At 64.0% G+C, this 21,532-nt stretch carries 16 protein-coding genes; 8 read left to right on the top strand and 8 right to left on the bottom strand.

Going from position 1 to position 21,532, the window contains the following annotated elements:
* Positions 1 to 5 precede the first annotated feature (5 nt).
* The 4 genes from A5645_RS27690 to A5645_RS10290 all read right to left on the bottom strand — a co-directional run bounded on the left by A5645_RS27690 (position 6) and on the right by A5645_RS10290 (position 4,061).
* A complete protein-coding gene (locus A5645_RS27690) occupies positions 6 to 1,079 on the bottom strand; it encodes a poly-gamma-glutamate hydrolase family protein (protein ID WP_065033828.1) in 1,074 nt (357 codons plus the stop codon).
* Positions 1,079 to 2,359, bottom strand: a complete 1,281-nt coding sequence (locus A5645_RS10280) for an Nramp family divalent metal transporter (RefSeq protein WP_414467358.1) — start codon at positions 2,357 to 2,359, stop codon at positions 1,079 to 1,081. The genes A5645_RS27690 and A5645_RS10280 overlap by 1 nt, the downstream gene beginning before the upstream one ends.
* A gap of 39 nt (positions 2,360 to 2,398) precedes the next feature.
* Positions 2,399 to 3,112, bottom strand: a complete 714-nt coding sequence (locus tag A5645_RS10285; RefSeq protein ID WP_065129427.1) for an SDR family oxidoreductase — start codon at positions 3,110 to 3,112, stop codon at positions 2,399 to 2,401.
* A 157-nt stretch (positions 3,113 to 3,269) separates the two neighbouring features.
* Positions 3,270 to 4,061: an SDR family oxidoreductase gene (locus A5645_RS10290; protein ID WP_065036066.1), complete on the bottom strand. Its 792-nt coding sequence runs from the start codon at positions 4,059 to 4,061 to the stop codon at positions 3,270 to 3,272.
* 268 nt (positions 4,062 to 4,329) lie between these two features.
* Here A5645_RS10290 and pstS (A5645_RS10295) point away from each other — a divergent pair, with 268 nt between their 5' ends.
* From pstS (A5645_RS10295) to pstA, 3 genes are read left to right on the top strand one after another with little or no spacing between them, the layout of a single operon-like run.
* Positions 4,330 to 5,454, top strand: a complete 1,125-nt coding sequence (pstS, locus tag A5645_RS10295) for a phosphate ABC transporter substrate-binding protein PstS (protein WP_065036067.1) — start codon at positions 4,330 to 4,332, stop codon at positions 5,452 to 5,454.
* A 12-nt stretch (positions 5,455 to 5,466) separates the two neighbouring features.
* A complete protein-coding gene (gene pstC / locus A5645_RS10300; protein ID WP_065036068.1) occupies positions 5,467 to 6,438 on the top strand; it encodes a phosphate ABC transporter permease subunit PstC in 972 nt (323 codons plus the stop codon).
* A gap of 7 nt (positions 6,439 to 6,445) precedes the next feature.
* Positions 6,446 to 7,396: a phosphate ABC transporter permease PstA gene (gene pstA / locus A5645_RS10305; protein WP_065036069.1), complete on the top strand. Its 951-nt coding sequence runs from the start codon at positions 6,446 to 6,448 to the stop codon at positions 7,394 to 7,396.
* 16 nt (positions 7,397 to 7,412) lie between these two features.
* Here pstA and A5645_RS10310 read toward each other — a convergent pair whose 3' ends face one another.
* The 4 genes from A5645_RS10310 to A5645_RS10325 form a co-directional block, all read right to left on the bottom strand.
* Positions 7,413 to 9,563: a serine/threonine-protein kinase PknD gene (locus A5645_RS10310; RefSeq protein ID WP_065129428.1), complete on the bottom strand. Its 2,151-nt coding sequence runs from the start codon at positions 9,561 to 9,563 to the stop codon at positions 7,413 to 7,415.
* Positions 9,564 to 9,899: 336 nt separating this feature from the next.
* Positions 9,900 to 11,027, bottom strand: coding sequence for a phosphate ABC transporter substrate-binding protein PstS (gene pstS / locus A5645_RS10315; RefSeq protein ID WP_065036071.1), 1,128 nt, complete (start codon positions 11,025 to 11,027; stop codon positions 9,900 to 9,902).
* A gap of 109 nt (positions 11,028 to 11,136) precedes the next feature.
* Entirely contained in the window at positions 11,137 to 12,069 is a 933-nt protein-coding gene (ku, locus tag A5645_RS10320) for a non-homologous end joining protein Ku (RefSeq protein WP_065036072.1), read from the bottom strand.
* Between the two features lie 25 nt (positions 12,070 to 12,094).
* The gene (locus A5645_RS10325; protein ID WP_065129429.1) at positions 12,095 to 13,009 is read right to left on the bottom strand and encodes a carbohydrate kinase family protein; all 915 of its coding nucleotides are present in this window, start codon (positions 13,007 to 13,009) and stop codon (positions 12,095 to 12,097) included.
* A 37-nt stretch (positions 13,010 to 13,046) separates the two neighbouring features.
* On the opposite strand from A5645_RS10325, the gene A5645_RS10330 reads away from it, so the two are divergent.
* The 5 genes from A5645_RS10330 to A5645_RS10345 all read left to right on the top strand — a co-directional run bounded on the left by A5645_RS10330 (position 13,047) and on the right by A5645_RS10345 (position 21,398).
* Positions 13,047 to 15,323 carry an ATP-dependent DNA ligase gene (locus tag A5645_RS10330; protein WP_065129430.1) on the top strand — a complete coding sequence of 759 codons (2,277 nt, stop codon included), beginning with the start codon at positions 13,047 to 13,049 and terminating at the stop codon, positions 15,321 to 15,323.
* Entirely contained in the window at positions 15,320 to 17,269 is a 1,950-nt protein-coding gene (locus A5645_RS10335; protein WP_065129431.1) for a fumarylacetoacetate hydrolase family protein, read from the top strand. Before A5645_RS10330 ends, A5645_RS10335 begins: the two co-directional genes overlap by 4 nt.
* Before the next feature lie 215 nt (positions 17,270 to 17,484).
* The gene (locus tag A5645_RS28610) at positions 17,485 to 17,664 is read left to right on the top strand and encodes a recombinase family protein (RefSeq protein ID WP_253866921.1); all 180 of its coding nucleotides are present in this window, start codon (positions 17,485 to 17,487) and stop codon (positions 17,662 to 17,664) included.
* 823 nt (positions 17,665 to 18,487) lie between these two features.
* On the top strand, positions 18,488 to 18,904 hold the full coding sequence (locus A5645_RS29260) for a hypothetical protein (protein ID WP_366663761.1): 417 nt from the start codon (positions 18,488 to 18,490) through the stop codon (positions 18,902 to 18,904).
* Between the two features lie 385 nt (positions 18,905 to 19,289).
* The gene (locus tag A5645_RS10345; protein ID WP_081288275.1) at positions 19,290 to 21,398 is read left to right on the top strand and encodes a KAP family P-loop NTPase fold protein; all 2,109 of its coding nucleotides are present in this window, start codon (positions 19,290 to 19,292) and stop codon (positions 21,396 to 21,398) included.
* Positions 21,399 to 21,532: the final 134 nt, after the last annotated feature.

Here is a 21,532-nt window from a genome sequence, read left to right on the forward strand (position 1 = left end):
TCCATTCAACGACGGGAAGAAACCTGCCACGACCGCGCCGCGGCCGCCAAACCTTTGATCAATCCGGCAGTTACCGGTGACAAACCGTCCGGACCCGGCAGGCGACTGCGCGGGCTGAGCCCTCGGACCCGGACCGGCAATTCCAGCTGGGTACCGCCGCCGCGAACTCGGTTCACCGGGTTGTCCGGATGCAGGCCCCGCAATTCCCCGGGTATCACCTCGAGATTGGTGATCACTTGATACCCGGGCAACCGAACATGTTCAGCCACATGCGTGGCCAGCTCGCGATTCCGCCCGCCGGCCAGCAGTTGCGTCTCGCGTCCGATCCGGCCGTACCCATGCAGCGACACGGCCACCTCGACGTGTTCGAGGAACTCAGCCAGCCGCGCGGATTCGGCCGGATCGAATCGCGAAGACGGCAGGTGGTGGGTGTATCGGTCGGGGTGGCGCAGCACATATACCGAGGCGTCGACGGCCTCGGCGGCCCGCTCGGCGATCACGTCGGTCATCTGTTCCAGTCCACCGCCGTGAATGGCCAGAAACCCGAAGCGGGACCGCAGCCGGCTCGCCTCGACCATCCCCGGTTCCCCGAGCAACTCCGAAAGGGACCGCGGCCCAATGCCATTCGGTGACAAGGGTTGCGGCCACCGGGCGGGGTCCCAGCGGTGCAGAAAGTCGATCCAGCGTTGCGGCAGCCCGTGCTGGGTGGCACCGCCGATGATCCGCGAGAGGTATCCAGGGCGGGGCGGGCCGGGTGTCACCCGGTGGTCGATGTACACCCAAGCCGGCTCGGGACCGGTGTCGGTGTGCACGGTCAGCTCGTCGCGCCGGTATCGCACCGGCACTCCTTCGGCGCTGTCCAGGACGGTCAGGTCGTGGTCGGAGATCTGCCACACCACACCGTGCACCTCATTGCCCGCGGACGGCTCGACGGTGGCCACGCCGCGCTGGTTGATCAGCCAGCCGTGATCGCACAGCACCGCCGGTCGCGGGTCGATGGCGTCCGGACAGCGTCTCGCCATCTGGTTCACGCACAGGTTTGAGCCGTATGCGAAGTAGGGGTGCCGGCGGACCGGCATCAGCCCGTCGCGGTGAGGTAGATCAGCGCCACGTTAAGCAGACTAATCATCACCGCGACGCCCCAGCCAACGATGGTCGTGGCCCGGTGGTTGGTATCGGCGCCCATGAGTTCATGGTTGCCGGTCAGCCTGATCAGCGGGAGCACCGCGAACGGAATGCCGAACGACAACACCACCTGCGAGAGCACCAGCGTGCGGGTGGGATCGACGTTCAGTGCCAGCAGGGCGATCGCCGGGCACAGCGTGACCAGGCGGCGCACCAGCATCGGCACCGACCAGTGCAACAGCCCCTGCATGATCATGGCGCCGGCGTATGCCCCTACCGATGAGGATGCCAGCCCCGACGCGAGCAGCCCGACGGCGAACAGCACCGCGATCGTCGGGCCCATGGTGTCGCGGACCGCCCCGTAGGCAGCCTCGATGGAACCGACATCCCCGTGACCGCGCATGTTGTAGGCGGCGACCAGCAGCATCGCGGCGTTGACCCCGCCGGCGATCACCATGGCCACTCCGACGTCCCAACGGGTGATGCGCAGTAGCCGTCGTCGGGTCGGCCCGGGCGCGGGATGCCCGTGCCGGTCTCGGGCCAGCCCCGAATGCAGGTACACCGCGTGCGGCATCACGGTGGCGCCCAGGATGGCCGCCGCCAGCAGCACGCTTTCGGTGCCTTGGAAGCGCGGCACCAGCCCGCCCAGCACGTCGCCGGCCGGGGGTGTCGCGACGAAGAAGCTGGCGGTGAAGCCGACGGCGATGATCAGCAGCAACCCGGTGATGACCGTCTCGAACAGGCGCTGGCCGCGGCGGTCCTTGATGGTCAACAGCAGCAGCGAGATCACACCGGTGATCAGCCCGCCGACCGGTAACGGCAGGCCGAACAGGATGCGCAGCGCGACCGCCCCGCCGATCACTTCGGCAACGTCGGTGGACATCGCGACGATCTCGGCTTGCGCCCAGTACCCGAGCCGGGCCGATCGCCCCATGCGCTCGCCGATCGCCTCGGGAAGCGAACGCCCGGTGACCAATCCGAGTTTTGCCGACAGGTATTGCACCAGGCCGGCCATCACGTTGGCGGCGACGATGACCCACAGCAGCAGGTAGCCGAACTGGGTGCCGGAGCTGACGTTGGCCGCGACGTTGCCCGGGTCCACGTAGGCGATGGCGGCGACGAACGCGGGCCCCAGCAGGTACCAGCTCGCCCGTTCCGAGGTTGCGGTCTCCTGCGCCAATGCACCAGCCTTCGGCAGTCGAGGAAGCGATTCCGAATAAAAAAGTGAGGGTATCCGAAACGCTCCGGGACGGTGCTGCGGGCCGCCGCCCGCCTACCCGGCGCTGATGCTGCCGCCGCCGTCCACGCGCAACACCTGGCCCGTCAGGTATCCGGCGTCTTCATCCAGTAACGCGCAAGTCACGTGCGCGATCTCCGCCGGCGTGCCGACCCGGCCCATCGGGATGGCGCTGAGCAGGCGGGCCTCGCGCTCGGACCCAGCCGGGCTGCGCTCGCGGTACATCTCCGTCTCGATCGGGCCTGGTGCGACAGCGTTCACGGTGATGCCGGCCGCCGCAAGTTCCGCGGCCCAGATGCGGGTGCAGGTTTCCAGCGCTGCCTTCGCCGCGGCGTATGGGGTGCGCTCCCGGGTCCCGAGCGTTGTCAGGCTGCTGACATTGACGATTCGACCCCATCCGCCCGCGGTCATGCCCGGCAGCGCCGCTTGCACCACCTGCACCGCGGTGCGCACGTTGAGGTCATAGGTCGAGAAGAGGTCGTCCAGCTCGATCGAGCCGATGCGGCCGAACCGCGCGAACCCGACGTTGTTCACCACCGCGTCGACCGTGCCGTCGGCCAGCACTTGCTGCAACGTCGCCGCCGTGCCCGCCTGGTCGGCCAGGTCGACTGGATAAAACGGTCCCGGAAAATCCGTGGGCGCGGTCCGCGCCAGGCCGATCGGTTCATTTCCGCTTGCGGCCACCCGGTCGGCCACCGCGCGGCCGATCCCTTTGGACGCTCCGGTGATCAGCACCCTTCGTTTGGGCATGACGTTCCCCTATCGCCGTGATGCTTCAGTCTGCACCCTGCCGCGATGGGTCGGGTATGGCGTAGCGGACACAATCCCCACGGAAACCGACACGCCCGGCAATGCAACCTCGAAATGCCCTCAACCGCACACACTTCCAGGTCGACGGGCCGTTACCTCATAGATCGGGAACAGGTATCTCCAAGTTGGGGAAGGTCAGCCCGCCGTCGACCTCCAATGTCTTGCCGGTCAAGAAGCCGCCGGCCGGCGAAGCCAAATACACTGCGGCAGCAGCGATGTCGGCCGGATCGCCGAGGCGGCGCAGCGGTGTCGCCCGCTCCATCGGCTCGCGCAGTTCGTCATTGCCGGCCACCACGTCCAACGCTGAGGTCAGGATCGAGCCCGGGGCGATCGCGTTGACCCGGATCCGTGGGCACAGGTCCAGTGCCGTGAGCCGGGTGTAGTGCGACAGCGCGGCTTTGGCCGTGCCGTAGGCCGCGAAGCCCCGTCCGGCCAATCGGCCGATCGCCGACGTGATGTTGATGATGCTGCCGCCACCGGAGTGTTCGAGCATCAGCGGCACCGCGGCAACGGTCAATGCATGGGCGGTGCCGACGTTGAAGGTGAACGCGTCCTTGAGGTCCTTGGTCGACGTGGTCAGCAGTGTGTTCGGCATCGAACCGCCGACATTGTTCACGACGATGTCCAGCTTCCCGAACGCCTCGACGGCCGCGCCGGCCAGCTTCGCGGTGTCCTCGGGATGAGCCAGGTCGGCGGCCACGACATGCGCGCGCCGGCCGGCGGCCTGGACCTGCTGGGCAACCTCGTCCAGCTGAGCTTGGGTGCGCGATGCGATGACCACATCGGCGCCCGCCTCGGCGAAAGCCAGCGCGATGGCCGCGCCGAGGCCGCGGCCGGCGCCGGTTATGACGGCGACCTTGTCGTCCAGACGGAACCTGTCGAGGATCACTGCGGCCTCTCTTCAGTTGTCGGCCGAAACAGCAGCGGCGTCCGCCCGTCCCGGGGGATTTCTGTAACAGGTTCTAGTTTGGCACAGCAGTCGTGTGCAACGACGGCCACGGCTGTCTTCGTGCACGGCAGCCGCCGAAACTGCGCCCCTTCCAAGGCAAGTTACGTGTTGTTAATGTAGCTGCAGAGCAGCGAGGAAAGGGGCTGGTTGACGGCCGCAGTGGAGGGGCGGCGGCTAGTATGTTTCATCACTACCGTTAGGAACTGAATTGAAACTCAACCGATTTGGCGCCGCACTGGGGGTCCTGGCTTCAGGGGCACTGGTTCTTTCGGCGTGTGGTAGCGACAACAACGCAGGCGGCGGAGGCCAGGGTTCATCCGGTGGTTCGTCGGCAGCGGCCAACGTGAATTGCGGTGGTAAGAAGACGCTGAAGGCCAGCGGCTCGACCGCCCAGGCAAACGCGATGACCCGGTTCGTCAAGGCTTTCGAATCGGCTTGCCCCGGCCAAACCCTCAACTACACCGGTAACGGGTCGGGCGCCGGCATCAGCGAGTTCAACGGGAACCAAACCGATTTCGGCGGTTCGGACTCCCCGCTGAGCAAAGAGGAGGCAGGCACCGCTCAGCAGCGCTGCGGAGGATCGCCCGCCTGGAACCTGCCGGTGGTTTTCGGCCCCATCGCGGTCACCTACAACCTCTACGGGGTGGACTCGCTGAATTTGGACGGGCCCACCCTGGCCAAGATCTTCAGCGGCGGCATCACCACCTGGAACGATCCCGCTATCGCGGCACTGAACTCCGGCACCAACCTGCCTGCGACGCCCATCCACGTCGTCTTCCGTAGCGACGAGTCGGGTACCACCGACAATTTCCAGCGCTACCTCGACGCGGCCTCCAACGGCGCATGGGGCAAGGGCGCAGGAAAGGCTTTCAAGGGTGGAGTCGGTGAGGGCGCCAAGGGCAACGACGGGACATCCGCCGCGATCAAGAGCACCGAAGGGTCTATCACCTACAACGAGTGGTCGTTCGCCCAGGGCCAGAAGCTGAACATGGCCAAGATCATCACCTCGGCCGGTCCAGAGCCCGTGGCGATCGGCACCGACTCGGTCGGCAAGACCATCTCCGGTGCCACCATCTCCGGGCAAGGCAACGACCTGGTGCTCGATACGCTCTCGTTCTACCGGCCGACGCAGCCGGGCTCGTACCCGATCGTGCTGGCCACCTACGAGATCGTCTGCTCGAAGTACCCGGCCGCGGACGTCGGGACGGCCGTGAAGGCTTTCCTGCAGTCGACGATCGGCGGGGGTCAGAACGGTCTGGGCGACAACGGATATGTCCCGATCCCCGACTCCTTCAAGTCGAGGTTGTCGACCGCAGTCAACGCCATCTCCTGATCTGAGGTTCATGTGGTAACCACCCCGCTAGCTAAAGCTGCGCTAGCGGAGGTAGACGCGCGCGCATCGCGACGGGCCGACCGCCTGTTCAAACTGCTCGCCTCGGCAGCCGGTTCCACCATCGTGGTGGCGATCGTGCTGATCGCGGTGTTCCTGTTGGTCCGGGCGATCCCGTCGCTGCGCGCGAACCACGTGAATTTCTTCACCAGTCCCAAGTTCGACACCTCTGGCGATCGGCTGGCGTTCGGCATCCGGGACTTGTTCATGGTGACGGTGCTGAGCTCGTTCACCGCCTTGGTGCTGGCCGTGCCGATCGCGGTTGGCATCGCGGTGTTCATCACGCAGTACGCACCGAGCAGGATGTCGCGCCCGTTCGGCGCGATGGTGGACCTGCTGGCCGCGGTGCCGTCGATCATCTTCGGGTTGTGGGGGATCTTCGTGTTGGCTCCGAAGCTGCAGCCACTGGCCGAGTTCCTCAACCGCAACCTGTACTGGATCCCGCTGTTTGCGAAGGGCAACGTCTCGCTGGCCGGCGGCGGAACCATCTTCACCGCCGGCATCGTGCTGGCGGTGATGATCCTGCCGATCGTCACTTCCGTGTCGCGAGAAGTCTTCCGGCAGACGCCGCTGATGCAGATCGAAGCGGCCCAGTCGCTGGGTGCGACGAAATGGGAGGTGGTGCGGATGACCGTGCTGCCGTTCGGCCGCAGTGGCGTGGTGGCCGCTTCGATGCTGGGACTGGGCCGCGCTCTGGGCGAGACCGTCGCGGTGCTGATCATCCTGCGCTCGGCCGCCAAACCGGGCAATTGGTCGTTGTTCGACGGCGGCTACACGTTCGCCTCCAAAATCGCTTCGGCCGCTTCCGAATTCAGCCAGCCGCTGCCGACGGGAGCGTATATCTCGGCCGGGTTCGCACTGTTCGTGCTGACCTTCATGGTGAACGCCGCCGCCCGGGCGATCGCGGGCGGAAAGGTCAACGGGTGAGACGCTGATGACTGTTGACGCGCTCGACCGGCCGGTCAAAACGGTCGTGTTCCGCCCGCTTAGTACGTGGCGGCGGGTCAAGAACGGGCTCGCGACGGCGTTTTTCCTCGCCTCGTTCGCGGTGGCTTTGGTGCCGTTGGTCTGGCTGTTGTGGGTGGTGATCGCACGGGGCTGGCAGGCCGTCGTCCACGTCGACTGGTGGACCCACTCGTTGCGCGGCGTGCTGCCTGAGGAGTTCGCCGGCGGCATCTACCACGCGCTGTACGGGTCGTTGGTACAAGCCGGTGTGGCGGCGCTGATCGCTGTGCCGCTGGGCCTGATGACCGCGGTGTATCTCGTCGAATACGGCAACAGTCGCATGGCCCGGCTGACGACATTCATGGTCGACGTGCTGGCTGGGGTGCCCTCGATCGTCGCCGCCCTGTTCGTCTTCAGCCTGTGGATCGCCACCCTCGGATTCGAGCAGAGCGCACTGGCCGTGTCGTTCGCGCTGGTACTGCTGATGTTGCCGGTGGTGGTTCGCTCCACCGAGGAAATGTTGCGGCTGGTGCCCGACGAATTGCGGGAAGCCAGCTACGCGTTGGGTGTCCCGAAATGGAAGACGATCGTGCGGATCGTGTTCCCGATCGCGATGCCCGGCATCGTCTCCGGTGTGCTGCTGGCCGTAGCGCGCGTCATCGGCGAGACCGCCCCGGTGCTGGTGCTCGTTGGGTACAGCCGATCGATCAATGTCGACATCTTCGAGGGCAACATGGCCTCGCTGCCGCTGCTGATCTACACCGAGCTGACCAACCCCGAACACGCCGGCTTCCTGCGCGTCTGGGGCGCGGCGCTGACCCTGATCATCATTGTGGCCCTGATCAATCTGATCGCCGCCGGAATCAAGCTGGTGGCGACCCGCGGCCTGCTGCGCAACATCTTCGCCTCCGCCGCTCAGGGCTTCGGCATCTTCCGCTAGCTCCGACTTTCGCTAGCTACGACTGCGCAAGCCGCAGCACCCGCCCGTTGCCGCGGTCGGCGACGTAGACGTTGCCCTTCTTGTCCACCGCTACCGACAACGGGGTGTTCAAGCCGGTGAACGGTAACTCGACCGAGGCGGTCCCCCCAGCCGGCAATTTCGCCACCACGTTGTTGTCGTGTTCGGTGACGTAGACGGCGCCGGCGCCGTCCACCGTGATGCCCCACGGTGCGCTGATGCCGCTGAATGGCAACACCGTCTGATTCGACGTGCCGGCGTCCAGCTTGAGCACCCGGTTGTTGTCGGTGTCGGTGGCGTAGATGTTGCCGTCGCTGTCGACGGCCACCCCGTCGGGATTCTTCAGACCCTGGAACGGCACCTCGGTCTGCTGGTTGCTGCCGGCAGCCAACTTCACCACCCGGTTGTTGCCACGGTCGGCCACGTACACGTTGCCCTGCGCGTCAACCGCGACACCCTCCGGGTAGTTCAGCCCATCGAACGGCAGCACGACCTGGTTGTTCGAACCGGCCGACAACGACACCACCCGGTTGTTGAAGTCGCTGACGTAGATCTTGCCGGCGCCGTCCACCGCGATGCCCTGCGGCTCGTAAAGGCCGTTGAACGGCTTGACCGTTGGCGACGACGACCCGTCGGGCAGCGCCACCACCCGGCCGTACATGGTCTGGTTGGTGACGTAGACGACGCCGTTGCCGTCGACCGACACACCGCCCGGCGCGAAGCGGAAGTTGAGCCCATTGAACGGCAGCACCTGCGCACCGCCCGCTACGGTGGGGCCAGAGTCCTTCTTGTCCTCGCCGCCGAAAATCAGGAACCCGGTGACTGCCGCGATCACGATCAGCACGACGGCGGCCAAAGCACCGATGATCAGGCCTTTGCGTGATTTGCGCCGCGGCGGGGGCGTGGACTGCGGCGTGGTCAGCGGATGCGGCTGCGACGACTGCTGATAGGACGGCGGACCACCGAAGCCGGGTCCGGAAGCGACGCCAGGCTGGCTGCCGGCCCACGCGGTCGGCGCGGCGGGGGCGGCCTGCGTGTACTGGTCCGAGTTCTGCTGCGGGCGCTGCCGCCACCCGCCGGTATTCGACGGCAGCGGCTGGGCCATCGTCTCGTCGCCGGTATGCATCGGGGGGACCGGCGCGCGCATGGTCGCGGGGTCGCTGTACTGCTGGTGAGGAGCCGAGTATTGCTGCGGAGCGGACGCGTTGGAGTTCGTCCAACCAGTGTTCAGGCTCGGATCGACGACGGGCGCGATCAGCGTTTGGTTGTCGCCCTGGCGCAGGATGGTGGCCTCTTGGCGCTGCTCCGGCGCGGTCAGTGCGTCGTGGGCCGCCTCGGCAAGATCGCCCGCGGTCATGTAGCGCTGGTTCGGGTTCTTGGCCATCCCCTTCGCGATCACCTGGTCCAGGGCTTCGGGCACCCGCCCGGGCCGCAGCACACTGGGCCGCGGGATCGGCTCCATCAGGTGGGAGGCGATCAACCGCTCGACGCTGTCGGCGCGGTAGGGCGGCGCCCCGGTCAGGCATTCACCCAGCACACAGGCCAACGCGTAGATGTCGGCCTTGTAGGTGACGTCGTCTCCGGTGAACCGTTCCGGGGCCATATAGCTGTAGGTGCCGACGGCCATACCGCTCTGGGTGAGGTTGGGGTCGTGGGCTGCGCGGGCGATGCCGAAGTCCACCAGGTAGGCGAAGTCGTTGGCCGCGATGAGGATGTTCTCCGGCTTGACGTCGCGATGGGTCACGCCACTGGCGTGCGCGGCGTCCAGGGCGGCGGCGATCTGGCGCACGATGGCTACGGCGCGGGCCGGGGTCAGCGGGCCGAACTGGGTCAGCATCGAACGCAGCGATACGCCGTCGATCAGCCGCATCTCCACATAGAAGTGACCTTCGACCTCGCCGTAATCGTGGATCGGCACGATGTGCGGTTCGGTGAGCCTGCCTGCGGTGTCGGCCTCTCGCTGCATGCGGGCGCGAAACACCGGATTGTTGGAATACTGCGTCGAGATCAGCTTCAGCGCGACCACCCGGTGCTTCCGGGTGTCCTCGGCTTCGTAGACCTCACCCATCCCGCCGCGGCCGATCAGGCGCACCAACTGGTAGGGACCGAACTGGGAACCCACCCGCGATTCCGAACCGGTGTTGGTCACCGTCGATGCTCCCTTCGCCACCCGACGACATTCCGGCCGACTGTGCACCGCCGAATCTGATGGTTAACACACGGTAAATCCTCACAGAGCGGGCACACAACAAAATGGCGCCACTCACAGTGAATTTTGAATCACGAGTGAGTAACGCCGGTCCCGGGTTTGCTGTCGTACCACCGCTGTGCGACCCGGTCCGCGCGATCGTCTCCTCTGTCCAGAGTGGCTCTGGCCGTTCGCAATTCGGTACGGGTGGCCGAGATACGAAGGACTCCGATGGCCCAGGCGGCGGAACCGACCGCCCCCCAACGGGTCCCGCTCAACCGGGACGGTGACTGCCGGTCATCCGATGGCGTTCACGATCGGGACCAGCTTCGACTGGAAGTTGTTGGGCAACGGAATGTACCCGTACTCGTCGAGGCCGATCTGACCGTCGCCAATTGTGGCTTGCATGAACGCCTTTACCGCCTGGCCGGTCGGAGTATCGGGATACTTCGAGCACACGATCTCGTAGGTGACCAACACGATCGGGTAGGCACCGGCCTGCGTCGGCCGGTAGAACGATGAGGTGTCGACGATCAGATCATTCGGGTCGGTGCCGTCCTTGAACGTCGCCCCGGCGATGGTCTTGCCGACGGTTTCGGCACTGATCGACACCGCTTCGGGGCCCGCGGAAGTGATGATTTGCGCCATGTTCAGCTGGTGGCCGACGGCGAACGACCATTCGTTGTAGGTGATCGAGCCGTCCGTGCGCTTCATCGCCTGCGATGTGCCGTCGTTGCCGGTGGCGCCCTCGCCGACGCCGCCGTTGAACGCCTGGCCGGTGCCTTTGCCCCAGGCGCCGTTGGACGCCGCGTCCAGATATCTCTGGAAATTGTCGGTGGTTCCGGACTGGTCGGCGCGGAAGACGACGTGGATCGGAGTTGGGGGCAGGTTGGTGCTCTTGTTCAGCGCCTTGATCGCCGGGTCGTCCCACTTGGTGATTGCCCCGTTGAAGATCTTGGCGATGGTCGGCCCGTCCAGGCTGAGCGAATTGATGCCGTTGATGTTGTACGTGACCGCAATAGGGCCGAACACCACCGGGATGTCCCATGCCGGCGAACTGCAGCGCTCCCGGGCGCGGTCGGGTTCGCCCTTGTCCGGATTCATCGGCGAGTCAGAGCCCGCCAAGTCCACCTGACTGCTGAGGAACGCCTTCATACCGGCCCCCGAGCCGTTGGCGTTGTAGTCCAACGTGTGGCCCGGGCAGGCGTGGATGAACGCGTACACGAACTGCTCCATCGCGTTCTTCTGCGCGGTCGAGCCGGCAGCGAGGATCTTCTTCTTGCCTCCACAGTTGACCGGTACTACCGGCGTGCTACTGGTTCCGGACGAGGAGGCTGTGTTGCCGGAGTTGCCGCCGCATCCCGAGAGCACCAGGGCGACGGCAACGAGCAGACTCAGGGCGACGCCAGGTCGAGTGAACTTCACGGCAACTCCTCTAACCGAACACGAGCGACAAGCTAACGCAGGCGATAACCGAACACGGGCGAAGATGAACAAAGAATGTCACTGGTGACCCCGTGCCGGTCAAGGTTTCTTAAGATTTCGACGCCGCTTTGGAACCGGCTTTCTTGGCCGGTGATTTCTTTGCCGGGGACTTCTTCGCCGGTGACTTCTTGGCGGGCGCTTTCTTGGCTGCCGCCTTCTTCGCCGGGGCGTTGGTGGTGGCGCCGCCGTTGCCCGAGCGGGCCTTCACGCTGGCTTCCAACTTGGCCAGCAGATCTGACACGTCTTCGGTCTCGTCCAGCTCGGTTGGCTGTTCTTCGACCGTAAAAGCCTCTCCGCCTTCGAGTTTCGCGTCTACCAGTTCTTGCAGCTGCTCCTGGTAGGTGTCGTGGTAGCGGTCCGGATTGAAATCGTCGGCCATCGACTCCACCACCTGGCCGGCCATCTTCAGCTCGGCCGGCTTAATGTCGACTTCCTTGTCCAGCACCGGGAAGTCGGGGTCACGGATCTCGTCGGGCCACAACAAGGTGTGGATCACCATTACGTCGCGCTTGCCGAAATCCTTGACGCGCAGGGCGGCCAGCCGAGTTTTGTTGCGCAGCGAGAAATGCACGATCGCCATCCGGTCCGTTTCGGCAAGCGTCTTGGCCAGTAGTACATAGGATTTGGATGATTTGGAATCAGGCTCCAGGAAGTAGCTGCGGTCGAACATCATCGGGTCGACCTCGCTGGCCGGGACGAACTCGAGCACCTCGATCTCGCGACTGCGCTCCTCGGGCAAGGTGGCGATGTCGTCGTCGGTGATCACCACCGATCGGCCGTCGTCGGATTCGAAGGCCCGGGCGATGTCGCTGTACTCGACGACTTCGCCGCACACCTCGCAGACCCGCTTGTACCGGATGCGGCCGTTGTCCTTGGCATGCACCTGATGAAATTTGATGTCGTGGTCCTGGGTGGCCGAATACACCTTGACCGGCACGTTCACCAGCCCGAAGGCGATAGAGCCCTTCCAAATGGAGCGCATTTCGTCAGTATGCCCCGTGCGAGTCTCAATAACCCCTTGAGGCGTTGAGCGCGGCGCGATCCGGTAGGTCCGCGCCGGCACGGGTGACGGTCAGGGCCGACGCCGCCGTCGCCAACTCAAGCACCGCCGTCAGCTCGCCGAGCTCGATCCGGTGCAGGGCGTTGCGCCGGTCACCGCCCAGCAAGCCGAGTTCCCAGAGACCGTCGAGCAGCCCGACCATGAACGCGTCGCCCGCGCCGACGGTGTCCACCACCTGCTGCGGATGGGCGGGCACCAGCACCTGCCCGGCCGCGCAGAATCCGATCGCGCCGCGCTCGCCCATGGTCAGCGCCACCAGCGCCGGCCCGCAGGCCAGCCAACTGCGGGCCGTGTCCTGCGGAGCCCGGTCGGGGGCAAGCCAGCGCAAATCCTCGTCGCTGACCTTGACGATGTCACTGCGCTCGACGAGCTTGTCGATGCGTTCCCGCGCCTGGTCGCGGTCGACGACCACGGACGGTCGCACGTTGGGGTCGAAGGTGATGGTCGCGGAGACCCGGTAAGCGTCCAGTAGGGCGGCCACCGCCAAGCAACCCGGTTCGCGCACCGCCGCGATCGAGCCGGTGTGCACGAACAGCGGCGGCGGCACCGGCGGTGTCCCGGTGAGCCGCCAATCCAGGTCGAACGAATAGTCGGCCGAGCCGTCCGCCGCGATGGTTGCCACCGCGGTGGGGGTGCGCGTCGCGGTGACGCTGGTCGGAAGGAGATGAGCACCAGCATCTTTCAGGCAATCCGCGATGCGCCGGCCGGCAGCGTCGTCGCCGATGTGGGTCAAGAAGTCGACGCCGCGGCCCAGCCGCGCCAGCCCGACGGCAACGTTGAGCGGACTGCCACCAACGTGCTCACCGCCCCTGGGTCCCTTGACGATGTCGATCAGGGCCTCGCCGATCACCAGGCCCTTCATGAGCCTTGTCCCATGCCCGACACGTTACGTTGGCACTATGGGTTCGGCACAGGTGCAGCAGGTCAAGCTGACCAACGCCGACAAGGTGCTGTATCCCGCGACCGGGACCACCAAGCGGGAGATCTTCGACTACTACACCAGCATCGCCGAGGTGATGGTGCCGCACATCGCGGGCCGCGCCGCCACCCGCAAGCGCTGGCCCAACGGCGTCGAGGAGCCGGCGTTCTTCGAGAAACAGTTGGCGTCCTCGGCTCCCGATTGGCTGCCGCGCGCGAGCATCACGCACCGGTCGGGCACCACGACGTACCCGATCATCGACAGCGTTGACGGGCTGGCTTGGATCGCCCAGCAGGCGGCGCTGGAGGTGCACGTGCCGCAGTGGCGGTTCGTCGCGGAGTGGACCCGCAGCGGGGAGACCCTCAAACCGGGACCGGCGACCCGGTTGGTGTTCGACCTGGACCCCGGCGAGGGTGTATCGATGGCCCAACTGGCGCGGGTCGCGCGTGCGGTGCGGGACATGATGGCTGACATCGGCCTGACCACCTACCCGCTCACCAGCGGCAGCAAGGGGCTGCACCTGTACGCGCCGCTCGATGAGCCAGTGAGTAGCCGCGGGGCCACCGTGCTGGCCAAACGTGTTGCGCAGCAACTGGAGAAGGCCATGCCCAAGCTCGTCACCTCGGTGATGGCCAAGAATGTGCGGGCCGGCAAGATTTTTCTGGACTGGAGCCAGAACAACGGTGCGAAAACCACCATCGCGCCGTATTCGCTACGCGGACGCGAGCATCCGACGGTCGCAGCGCCGCGCACCTGGGAAGAGCTAGACGACCGCGGGTTGCGCCAGCTTCGTTTCGACGAGGTGCTGGCCCGGGTGGCTCGCGACGGCGACCTGATCGCACCGCTGGATCCCGGTGTGCTGCTGCCGGACCGGCTGAGCAAGTACCGCAACATGCGGGACGCCTCCAAGACCCCCGAACCCGTCCCGCGCTCGAAACCCACCACCGGACAGAACAATACGTTCGTCATTCAGGAGCACCACGCGCGTCGCCTGCACTACGACTTCCGGCTGGAACGTGACGGTGTGCTGGTGTCCTGGGCGGTGCCGAAGAACCTGCCCGAGACGACGTCGGTAAACCACCTGGCCGTCCACACCGAAGACCACCCGCTGGAATACGCCTCGTTCGAGGGCAACATTCCCAAGGGGGAGTACGGCGGCGGCAAGGTGATCATCTGGGATTCGGGGACGTACGAGGCGGAGAAGTTCCGCGACGAGCCTGAAAAAGGAGAGGTCATCGTCAACCTGCACGGCAGCCGGATCTCGGGTCGGTACGCGCTGATCCAGACCAAGGGTGACCAGTGGCTGGCGCACCGGATGAAGGACCAGAACGTCTTCGACTTCGACGCGCTCACCCCGATGTTCGCCACGCACGGGTCGGTCGCGCGGCTCAAGAAGGGACAGTGGGCATTCGAGGGCAAGTGGGACGGATACCGACTGTTGGTCGACGCGGACCACGGCACGCTGCGGCTGCGGTCCCGCAGCGGGCGCGACATGACCAAGGAATACCCCCAATTACAGTCGCTGGCCGCCGATCTCGCCGATCATCGGGTGATTCTCGACGGTGAGGTGGTGGCACTTACTTCCGCCGGCGTGCCGAGCTTCAACGAAATGCAGAACCGGGTTCGGGCGACCCGGATCGAATTCTGGGCCTTCGACCTGCTCTACCTGGACGGGCGTTCGCTGTTGCGAGCCAAGTATTCCGACCGGCGCAAGCTGCTGGAAACCCTCGCCAGCGCAAGCGAACTCATCGTCCCCGACCTGCTGCCCGGCGACGGTCCCGACGCGCTCGAGTATTCCCGCACACAGGGGTGGGAAGGGGTGGTCGCCAAGAAGCGGGATTCCAGCTATCAGCCGGGCCGGCGCTCGGCGTCCTGGATCAAGGACAAGAACTGGAACACCCAGGAAGTGGTGATCGGCGGGTGGCGAGTCGGTGAAGGCGGACGCAGCAGCGGTATCGGCGCGCTGCTGCTGGGCATCCCCGGACCCGACGGGCTGGAGTTCGTCGGCCGGGTGGGCACCGGGTTCACCGACCGCGAACTGGCCAACCTGAAGAAGACGCTGGCACCGCTGCACACCGACGAATCACCCTTCCACCCAGCGCTTCCCAGGCGAGAGGCGCGAGGCGTCACGTTTGTCGAGCCGGTTCTGGTCGGCGAGGTGCGCTACAGCGAATGGACGCCGGACAACCGGTTGCGCCAATCGAGTTGGCGCGGACTGCGGCCGGACAAGAAACCAAGTGAGGTAGTGCGCGAATGAAATGGGTTACCTATCGCGGTGCGGACGGCGAACGTGTCGGGGTGCTCTCCGGTGAGCAGATCCATGCGCTTGCGGCGGGGCAGACGCTGCTCGGGTTGATCGGCTTGGGTCCCGACGGCCTGCGTGCCGCCGGCGAGGAGGCGTTGCGGTCACCGGCCGCGGTGGTGGCGCTCGGGTCGGTGACGCTGGGTGCGCCGATCCCTCGCCCACCGTCGATCCGCGACTCGCTGTGCTTCCTTGACCACATGCGCAACTGCCAGGAGGCCACCGGCGGTGGTCGCGTCCTGGCCGACGCCTGGTACCGCATCCCGGCGTTCTACTTCGCCTGTCCCGCAACGGTGTTGGGACCCTACGACGACGCCCCGATGGCGCCCGGCAGTGTCTGGCAGGACTTCGAATTGGAGGTCGCCGCGGTGATCGGCACCGCCGGCAAAGACCTGACGGTCGACCAGGCCGAGGCGGCGATCGTCGGCTACATGATCTTCAACGACTGGTCGGCCCGAGACCTGCAGGCGCTGGAAGGGCAGCTGCGGATCGGACAGGCCAAGGGCAAGGACAGCGGCGTCACCCTGGGCCCGTACCTGGTCACCGCGGACGAGCTGGAACCGTTCCGGCGGGACGGCAAGCTGAGCCTGCAGGTGCAGGCACTGGTCAACGACACCGTGATCGGTTCGGGGTCCACCGCCGCCATGGACTGGACGTTCGGCGAGGTCATTTCGTACATGTCGCGCGGCGTGCCGCTGCAACCCGGGGATGTGATCGGGTCCGGCACCGCGCCGACCTGCACGCTCGTCGAGCATTTGATCAAGCCGGAATCCTTCCCCGGCTGGTTGCGCGACGGTGACGTGGTGACACTGCAGGTGGAAGGTCTGGGTTCCACTCGGCAGACCGTGCGAGCCACGCCGGAGCCGGTTCCGTTGCGGCCCAGGACCAATCCGTCTGCCGCGGCACCGGTTTCGGCGCCGATCGCGGCGCGGGTGAATCCAGCGCCGGCAAAGGTGCCCTACACCCGCGGGCTGCACGAGGTCGCCGACCGAGTGTGGGCCTGGACGCTGCCCGACGGCGGATACGGGTGGAGCAACGCCGGTCTGGTGGCCGGTGACGGCGCATCGTTGTTGGTGGACACCCTGTTCGACCTCGCCCTGACCCGCGAGATGCTGACCGCAATGCGGCCGATCACCGAGGGCGCGCCGATCACCGACGCACTGATCACCCACTCCAACGGCGACCACACCCACGGCAATCAACTGCTGGATGCCGGCGTGCGGATCATTGCCGCGCAAGGCACCTTCGACGAGATCGCGCACGACCAGGGCGTGGAGAGGCTGGTCGCTCTCCAGACGGACGACCTCGGGCCGGTTGCGACCCCGTATGCCCGGGAACGCTTCGGGCACTTCGATTTCAGCGGCATCACGGTGCGCAATGCCGATGAGACGTTCGATCGATCGCTGACGCTCAGCGTCGGCGGCAGGCACGTCCACTTGCTCAATCTCGGACCCGCGCACACCGCGGCCGACTCGGTGGTGCACGTGCCCGACGCCGGGGTCCTGTTCGGCGGGGATCTGCTGTTCATCGGCTGCACGCCGATCGTGTGGGCTGGGCCGATCGCCAACTGGATCGCGGCGTGTGACGCGATGATCGCTTTGGACACGCCGATTGTGGTGCCCGGCCATGGGCCGGTGACCGACCCGGACGGAATCCGCGCTGTGCGTGGCTATTTCGTGCACATCACCGAGCAGGCGGACGAGGCCCACCGCAAGGGCCTGTCGCTGGCCGAAGCCGTCGATGCCGTCGACCTCGGTGAGTACGCCTCCTGGCTGGATTCCGAACGCATCGTCGTCAACATGTACCGGCGCTATTGCGAACTCGATCCCGACACCCCGGCGCCGGAGTTGTTGGGGTTGTTCACCATGCAGGCGGAGTGGTTGGCGAAGCGCGCGGGGTAAGCAGGGCGCGGCGGGCCGGAGGACCATGTTCTGTGCCCGGCTTGTAGCGACAAAGTCGTTGCGGGCCAGCCAGACTTCGCCCGGTCTAGGTCGTGGCAGGGGATCGGGCGTTGCGTACAAGCTGATTCTCGTGAGCGCGAGTGAAATACGCTGCAGCGCGGGTTATGAAGACCTCGATGTCAACATTCGAATAGTCGATTGTGTAATTTTACAACATGCCAAGAGCGCCTATCGTGGTGCGATTGTCTCGCGTGACCGACGCTACGACCAGCCCGGAACGCCAGCGCGCTACCTGCCGTGAGCTGTGCGAGGAGCGTGGGTACGAAGTCGTCGGTATCACCGAGGACTTGGACGTATCAGCAGGGTCCACATCCCCTTCGACCGACCGCAGCTAGGCGATCGGCCGAAGAACCGTCTGTATGAGTTCGACGTGTTGGTGTTCTACCGAGCCGACCGGATCGTCCGTAGGTTGTTTGACCTTGCGGACTTGAGTCCGGTGGTGCCGGGACCATGCGGTCATGCTGGTATCGGCCACGGAATCGTATTTCGACCTCTCTACCGATTCGGGGACATCATCGCCTTGCTGGTCGCCACGGTCGCAGAGATGGAATAGGCCGCGATCAGCGAACGCAACGCCTCTGCATTCCGACACAACTTCAGATCAGGAAGTATCGGGGCGGACCTCCGCCGTGGGGTTACCTCCCCCCCAACGACACCGGAGAGTGGCGGTTAATACAGGACCCTGTACAGGTCGCGGTCATCCAAGAAGTCATTGAACGTGTCCTGGCCGTTGAACCGCTCCGATCCGTCGCCCACGACCTAACCGATCGCAAAGTCCTCACTCCGAAGGATCGCTTCGCAGAGGCCCAGCGGCGGGAAGCGAGGGGCCACGGATGGCACTCGGCAGGTCTGAAACGTGCGCTAATGAGTCAGACACTCCTCGGCTATGCCGTTTTAGCGCGCGAGCCGCTGTTGGACGCTCAGGGGCGCGTACAGCGGGATAGCAAAGGGCAAGAAGATGTTCGAGCCTGAGCAACCGGTCCGGAACGACGACGGGACGCCCGTTGTACGAGCTAGGCCGATCGTCACACGCGAAGTGTTCGACCGCCTGGGCGCCGAACAGCAGACCGCGAGAACCGGAAGGAACCGACTAGGCGATCGTCTGGCTTACTCCTCCGCGTGATCTATTGCGGCGTATGCGATCGGCCTGCCTACCGCGTGAAGGGCGGTGTCGGAAGGTCTCCGAGGTACCGATACGCGTCGGTCCAAGACAGACAGCGTTGTGGCAACACCTCGGTTCCCTTGGCCGATACTGAGACAGTGGTATCTGAACGAATGCTTGAGATGTGCGACGGCCATGAATTCCTCGAACGCGTCTGGGACTCGGCTTCGGACTACTCGGCAGAGCGAGCCGAGATAAATACGGAGCTGATGGATTTGACGAGCCAAGTTGGCACGCCGGCTTATCGCGACGGCACCCCTCAGCGTGCCGCACTGGACGCACGACTCGCAGCACTTGCGGACCGACAGTCGCTCTCTCTGAAAAGTCGTCAAAACCGGCCGGGTGGACGTGGCAGCCAACCGGAGAGTTGTTCGCCGAATGGTGGGAGCGGCAGACTACCGAGCCCGCAATAGCTGGCTTCGCGCTATGCGCGTTCGGCTGACATGGGAGAACCGAGACGGTCAGGTGTTCTGGAACGTGCACAACCTGTACATGGAGCGCTTTCGAAGAGCGGCTGCGACCGACCAAGGAAAAAGAAGGCACCTCGCCGCGGGCGCAGTGACGCGCATGAAACACGACGGGCGTACCTGCATAGCAGAACTCAGGACGATCCGCGTCGCAGGTTGGGCATAGGCTCGGTGCTGCCCCAAGCGCGACATCCCACGTTCCGCGACATGTGCCAACGGCGAACGGTTGGCCTGAGCCCTCCGGTTGAACGGCATCTACTTGGGCGTGACACGTGGACTTGTTCCGCACGGACCTCGACAAGTGCGATCAGTTGATTCAAGCTCTATCTCAATGTCTGAAACGCCTAAACCAGAACCTCAAACGAATGCCCTTTGGTCAGACGACCCGCTAGGCCCCGACGACGAGGACCTGCTGAAGCGCGACAAGTTCGTTTTTATGGTCGCGGATCGTCTTAATACTTGCGTATTGGGCCAATCAAGCACTGTGTTTGGTCTGGTCGGCCCCTGGGGCAGCGGTAAAAGCTCATTAATCAGCAAGATCAAAACGCGCCTCGACCAAACATGGAAGGTCACAATCTTCTCACCTTGGGCTTCCTCAGATGTCTCGGCCCTGCAGAGGGAATTCGTTGCGGCACTGGCGTCCGTCTTCGAAGACGAACAGGTTGACAAATACTCAGGTGCCAAAGCGGTCGCCAAAAAATATTCGAAAGTTTACACCTCTCTCTTCAAAGCCATTCCTATCGCTGGAAACGCGGTAGCCGGTGCTACACAGGCGGCAATCGACATCGCGACCGCCGAAAATCCCTGGCATATAGAATTCGACAAGGCTGCAAGCAGCTTCAGGGAACTTGGCCAGAAGGTGCTGGTAATCGCTGATGACATCGATCGGCTGGACTCCGAAGAAGTGGTCAGCTTACTAAAAGTGATTCGGCTTCTAGGCCGATTTCCCAACGTCCACTATTTAATTGCGTATGATCAAACCACAATCGAGGAATTGTTGAAGGAAAAGGGCTTAGGTGCGAAAGCGGCTGCATTTATGGAAAAAATTGTTCAGTATCCGTTTGAAGTACCTCCAATTGCAGGAGCCGTGCAACGCCGATTGTTCACAAAAACAATTGACGACTTGATTGCACAGAATGGCATCAAACTTGACACGGTAGGCTCTGAAAGACTCTCAGAACTCGTCGCCGTCTTGGCGCCATCGCTGATCACTCCGCGAGCGCAGACACGTTTCCGGGAGCAAATACTATCATTCGCCGGGATGCTAAGTTTTCATGAGCTCGATGCAGTCGATTACATAGCCTTGAGTTTTTTACGTGTCTTTTACCATGATGTCTACGAGCAACTGCCAGTTTGGAAGGCTGCTCTGCAATCTGGAACGATATCTTTGGGCTTCTTGGAATCGAGTGACCTGTCAGATGCGGATTGGCACAAAATGATCCGCCCGCTGGTCAATCGAGATGACGATGCGCTTCTGGTAACTACGGTCCTTAGCAGCCTCTTTCCCGGCATTCGATCGCCGGGCCTTCTGATGCGAGAACACCCGCTGGCCTTGTCTAACGACCTCTATTTCCAACGTTATTTCATATTAGGTATTGCAGAGGATGATGTCGAGGATAGTTTGATCTCAAGTGCGGTGAACAAACTTATCCAAAGCGATGTAGAGCAGAACGACGTCGTGAATTACGCCGAAATCGTTGACGGCGCCGATGCGCAACTTGCTGCGTTGGCTCTCGAAAAAGGCGAGCAGTTTCGAAATGGCCAGACTGGCGGAAGTGAGGAGCTTATTGACTTTCTGATCGCCAGGGTCAAAGGTCGGCCAAACAATGATGAATATTTCGCGTCGCCGAAACGGGTGCTGTGGCGCTGGCTTGAAGCTGAAGTCTTCACCGCGCTTAACGACGGTAATCTCACTTTAGCCCGTTTAACCTCAAAGTTGCCCCCCGCACAACTACTATTATTCATCGTGCGGAGCATGGCCAATGGCCGTATTAAGAAAGAAAATAGGCGAAAGTTTAAAGGCATTGATGGTTTTTTCAGCTCGTTCCTAATTCATCCAATTCAATTGACTTCGGTATTAGATTCTGGCCTTAACCTTCCATTCCTTGTCGATGTGTGCTGGTGGTTTCGCGAGGGGGAAGATAATGAGGAATCGCTGTATGGTCTCGGTTCCAATATTGTTACGACTTTTGAGCAGAATGATCTGGAAAGAGTAATCATCGGGTTCGTCACCGAGGAAAGCTGGTTCGGAACCAGTGAACTCAGGTTCCAGGTCGCGGCCCTTCGGCGTCTTTTCGATGCGTCGACCCTTCATGAGATCGCAACCAAGCTGCCAGCAGATCTGCAACTGGCGGAGATCGACATAGAAGATCTGTCCTCACAGAATAAGCGTAATTTCGCACGCGCCTCTTTGGCTGCTGCTGCGGCGGGCCTGGTCTGACTGGACTGAGAGATGAGCCATCTCAGCCCAACAGCTGCGCACACTAAGGTTCCTACGATGGTCGAATCCCGCATGAATAGGCAAAAATTGCAGCTTTAAACTTGATGACGCGCCACCATTCGGTTGACCACCTC

The organism is Mycobacterium asiaticum (assembly GCF_001673635.1).
GTDB classification, from domain to species: Bacteria; Actinomycetota; Actinomycetes; order Mycobacteriales; family Mycobacteriaceae; genus Mycobacterium; species Mycobacterium asiaticum_C.

Bases quoted from the DNA above. Each gene is read 5' to 3' on its own strand.
- A5645_RS10285 (WP_065129427.1), bottom strand. From the start codon at position 3,112: ATGCCCAAACGAAGGGTGCTGATCACCGGAGCGTCCAAAGGGATCGGC.
- pstA (WP_065036069.1), top strand. From the start codon at position 6,446: ATGACTGTTGACGCGCTCGACCGGCCGGTCAAAACGGTCGTGTTCCGC.
- A5645_RS10335 (WP_065129431.1), top strand. From the start codon at position 15,320: ATGAAATGGGTTACCTATCGCGGTGCGGACGGCGAACGTGTCGGGGTG.
- A5645_RS10345 (WP_081288275.1), top strand. From the start codon at position 19,290: ATGTCTGAAACGCCTAAACCAGAACCTCAAACGAATGCCCTTTGGTCA.
- A5645_RS28610 (WP_253866921.1), top strand. From the start codon at position 17,485: ATGCCAAGAGCGCCTATCGTGGTGCGATTGTCTCGCGTGACCGACGCT.
- ku (WP_065036072.1), bottom strand. From the start codon at position 12,069: ATGCGCTCCATTTGGAAGGGCTCTATCGCCTTCGGGCTGGTGAACGTG.
- A5645_RS27690 (WP_065033828.1), bottom strand. From the start codon at position 1,079: ATGCCGGTCCGCCGGCACCCCTACTTCGCATACGGCTCAAACCTGTGC.
- A5645_RS10330 (WP_065129430.1), top strand. From the start codon at position 13,047: ATGGGTTCGGCACAGGTGCAGCAGGTCAAGCTGACCAACGCCGACAAG.
- A5645_RS10325 (WP_065129429.1), bottom strand. From the start codon at position 13,009: ATGAAGGGCCTGGTGATCGGCGAGGCCCTGATCGACATCGTCAAGGGA.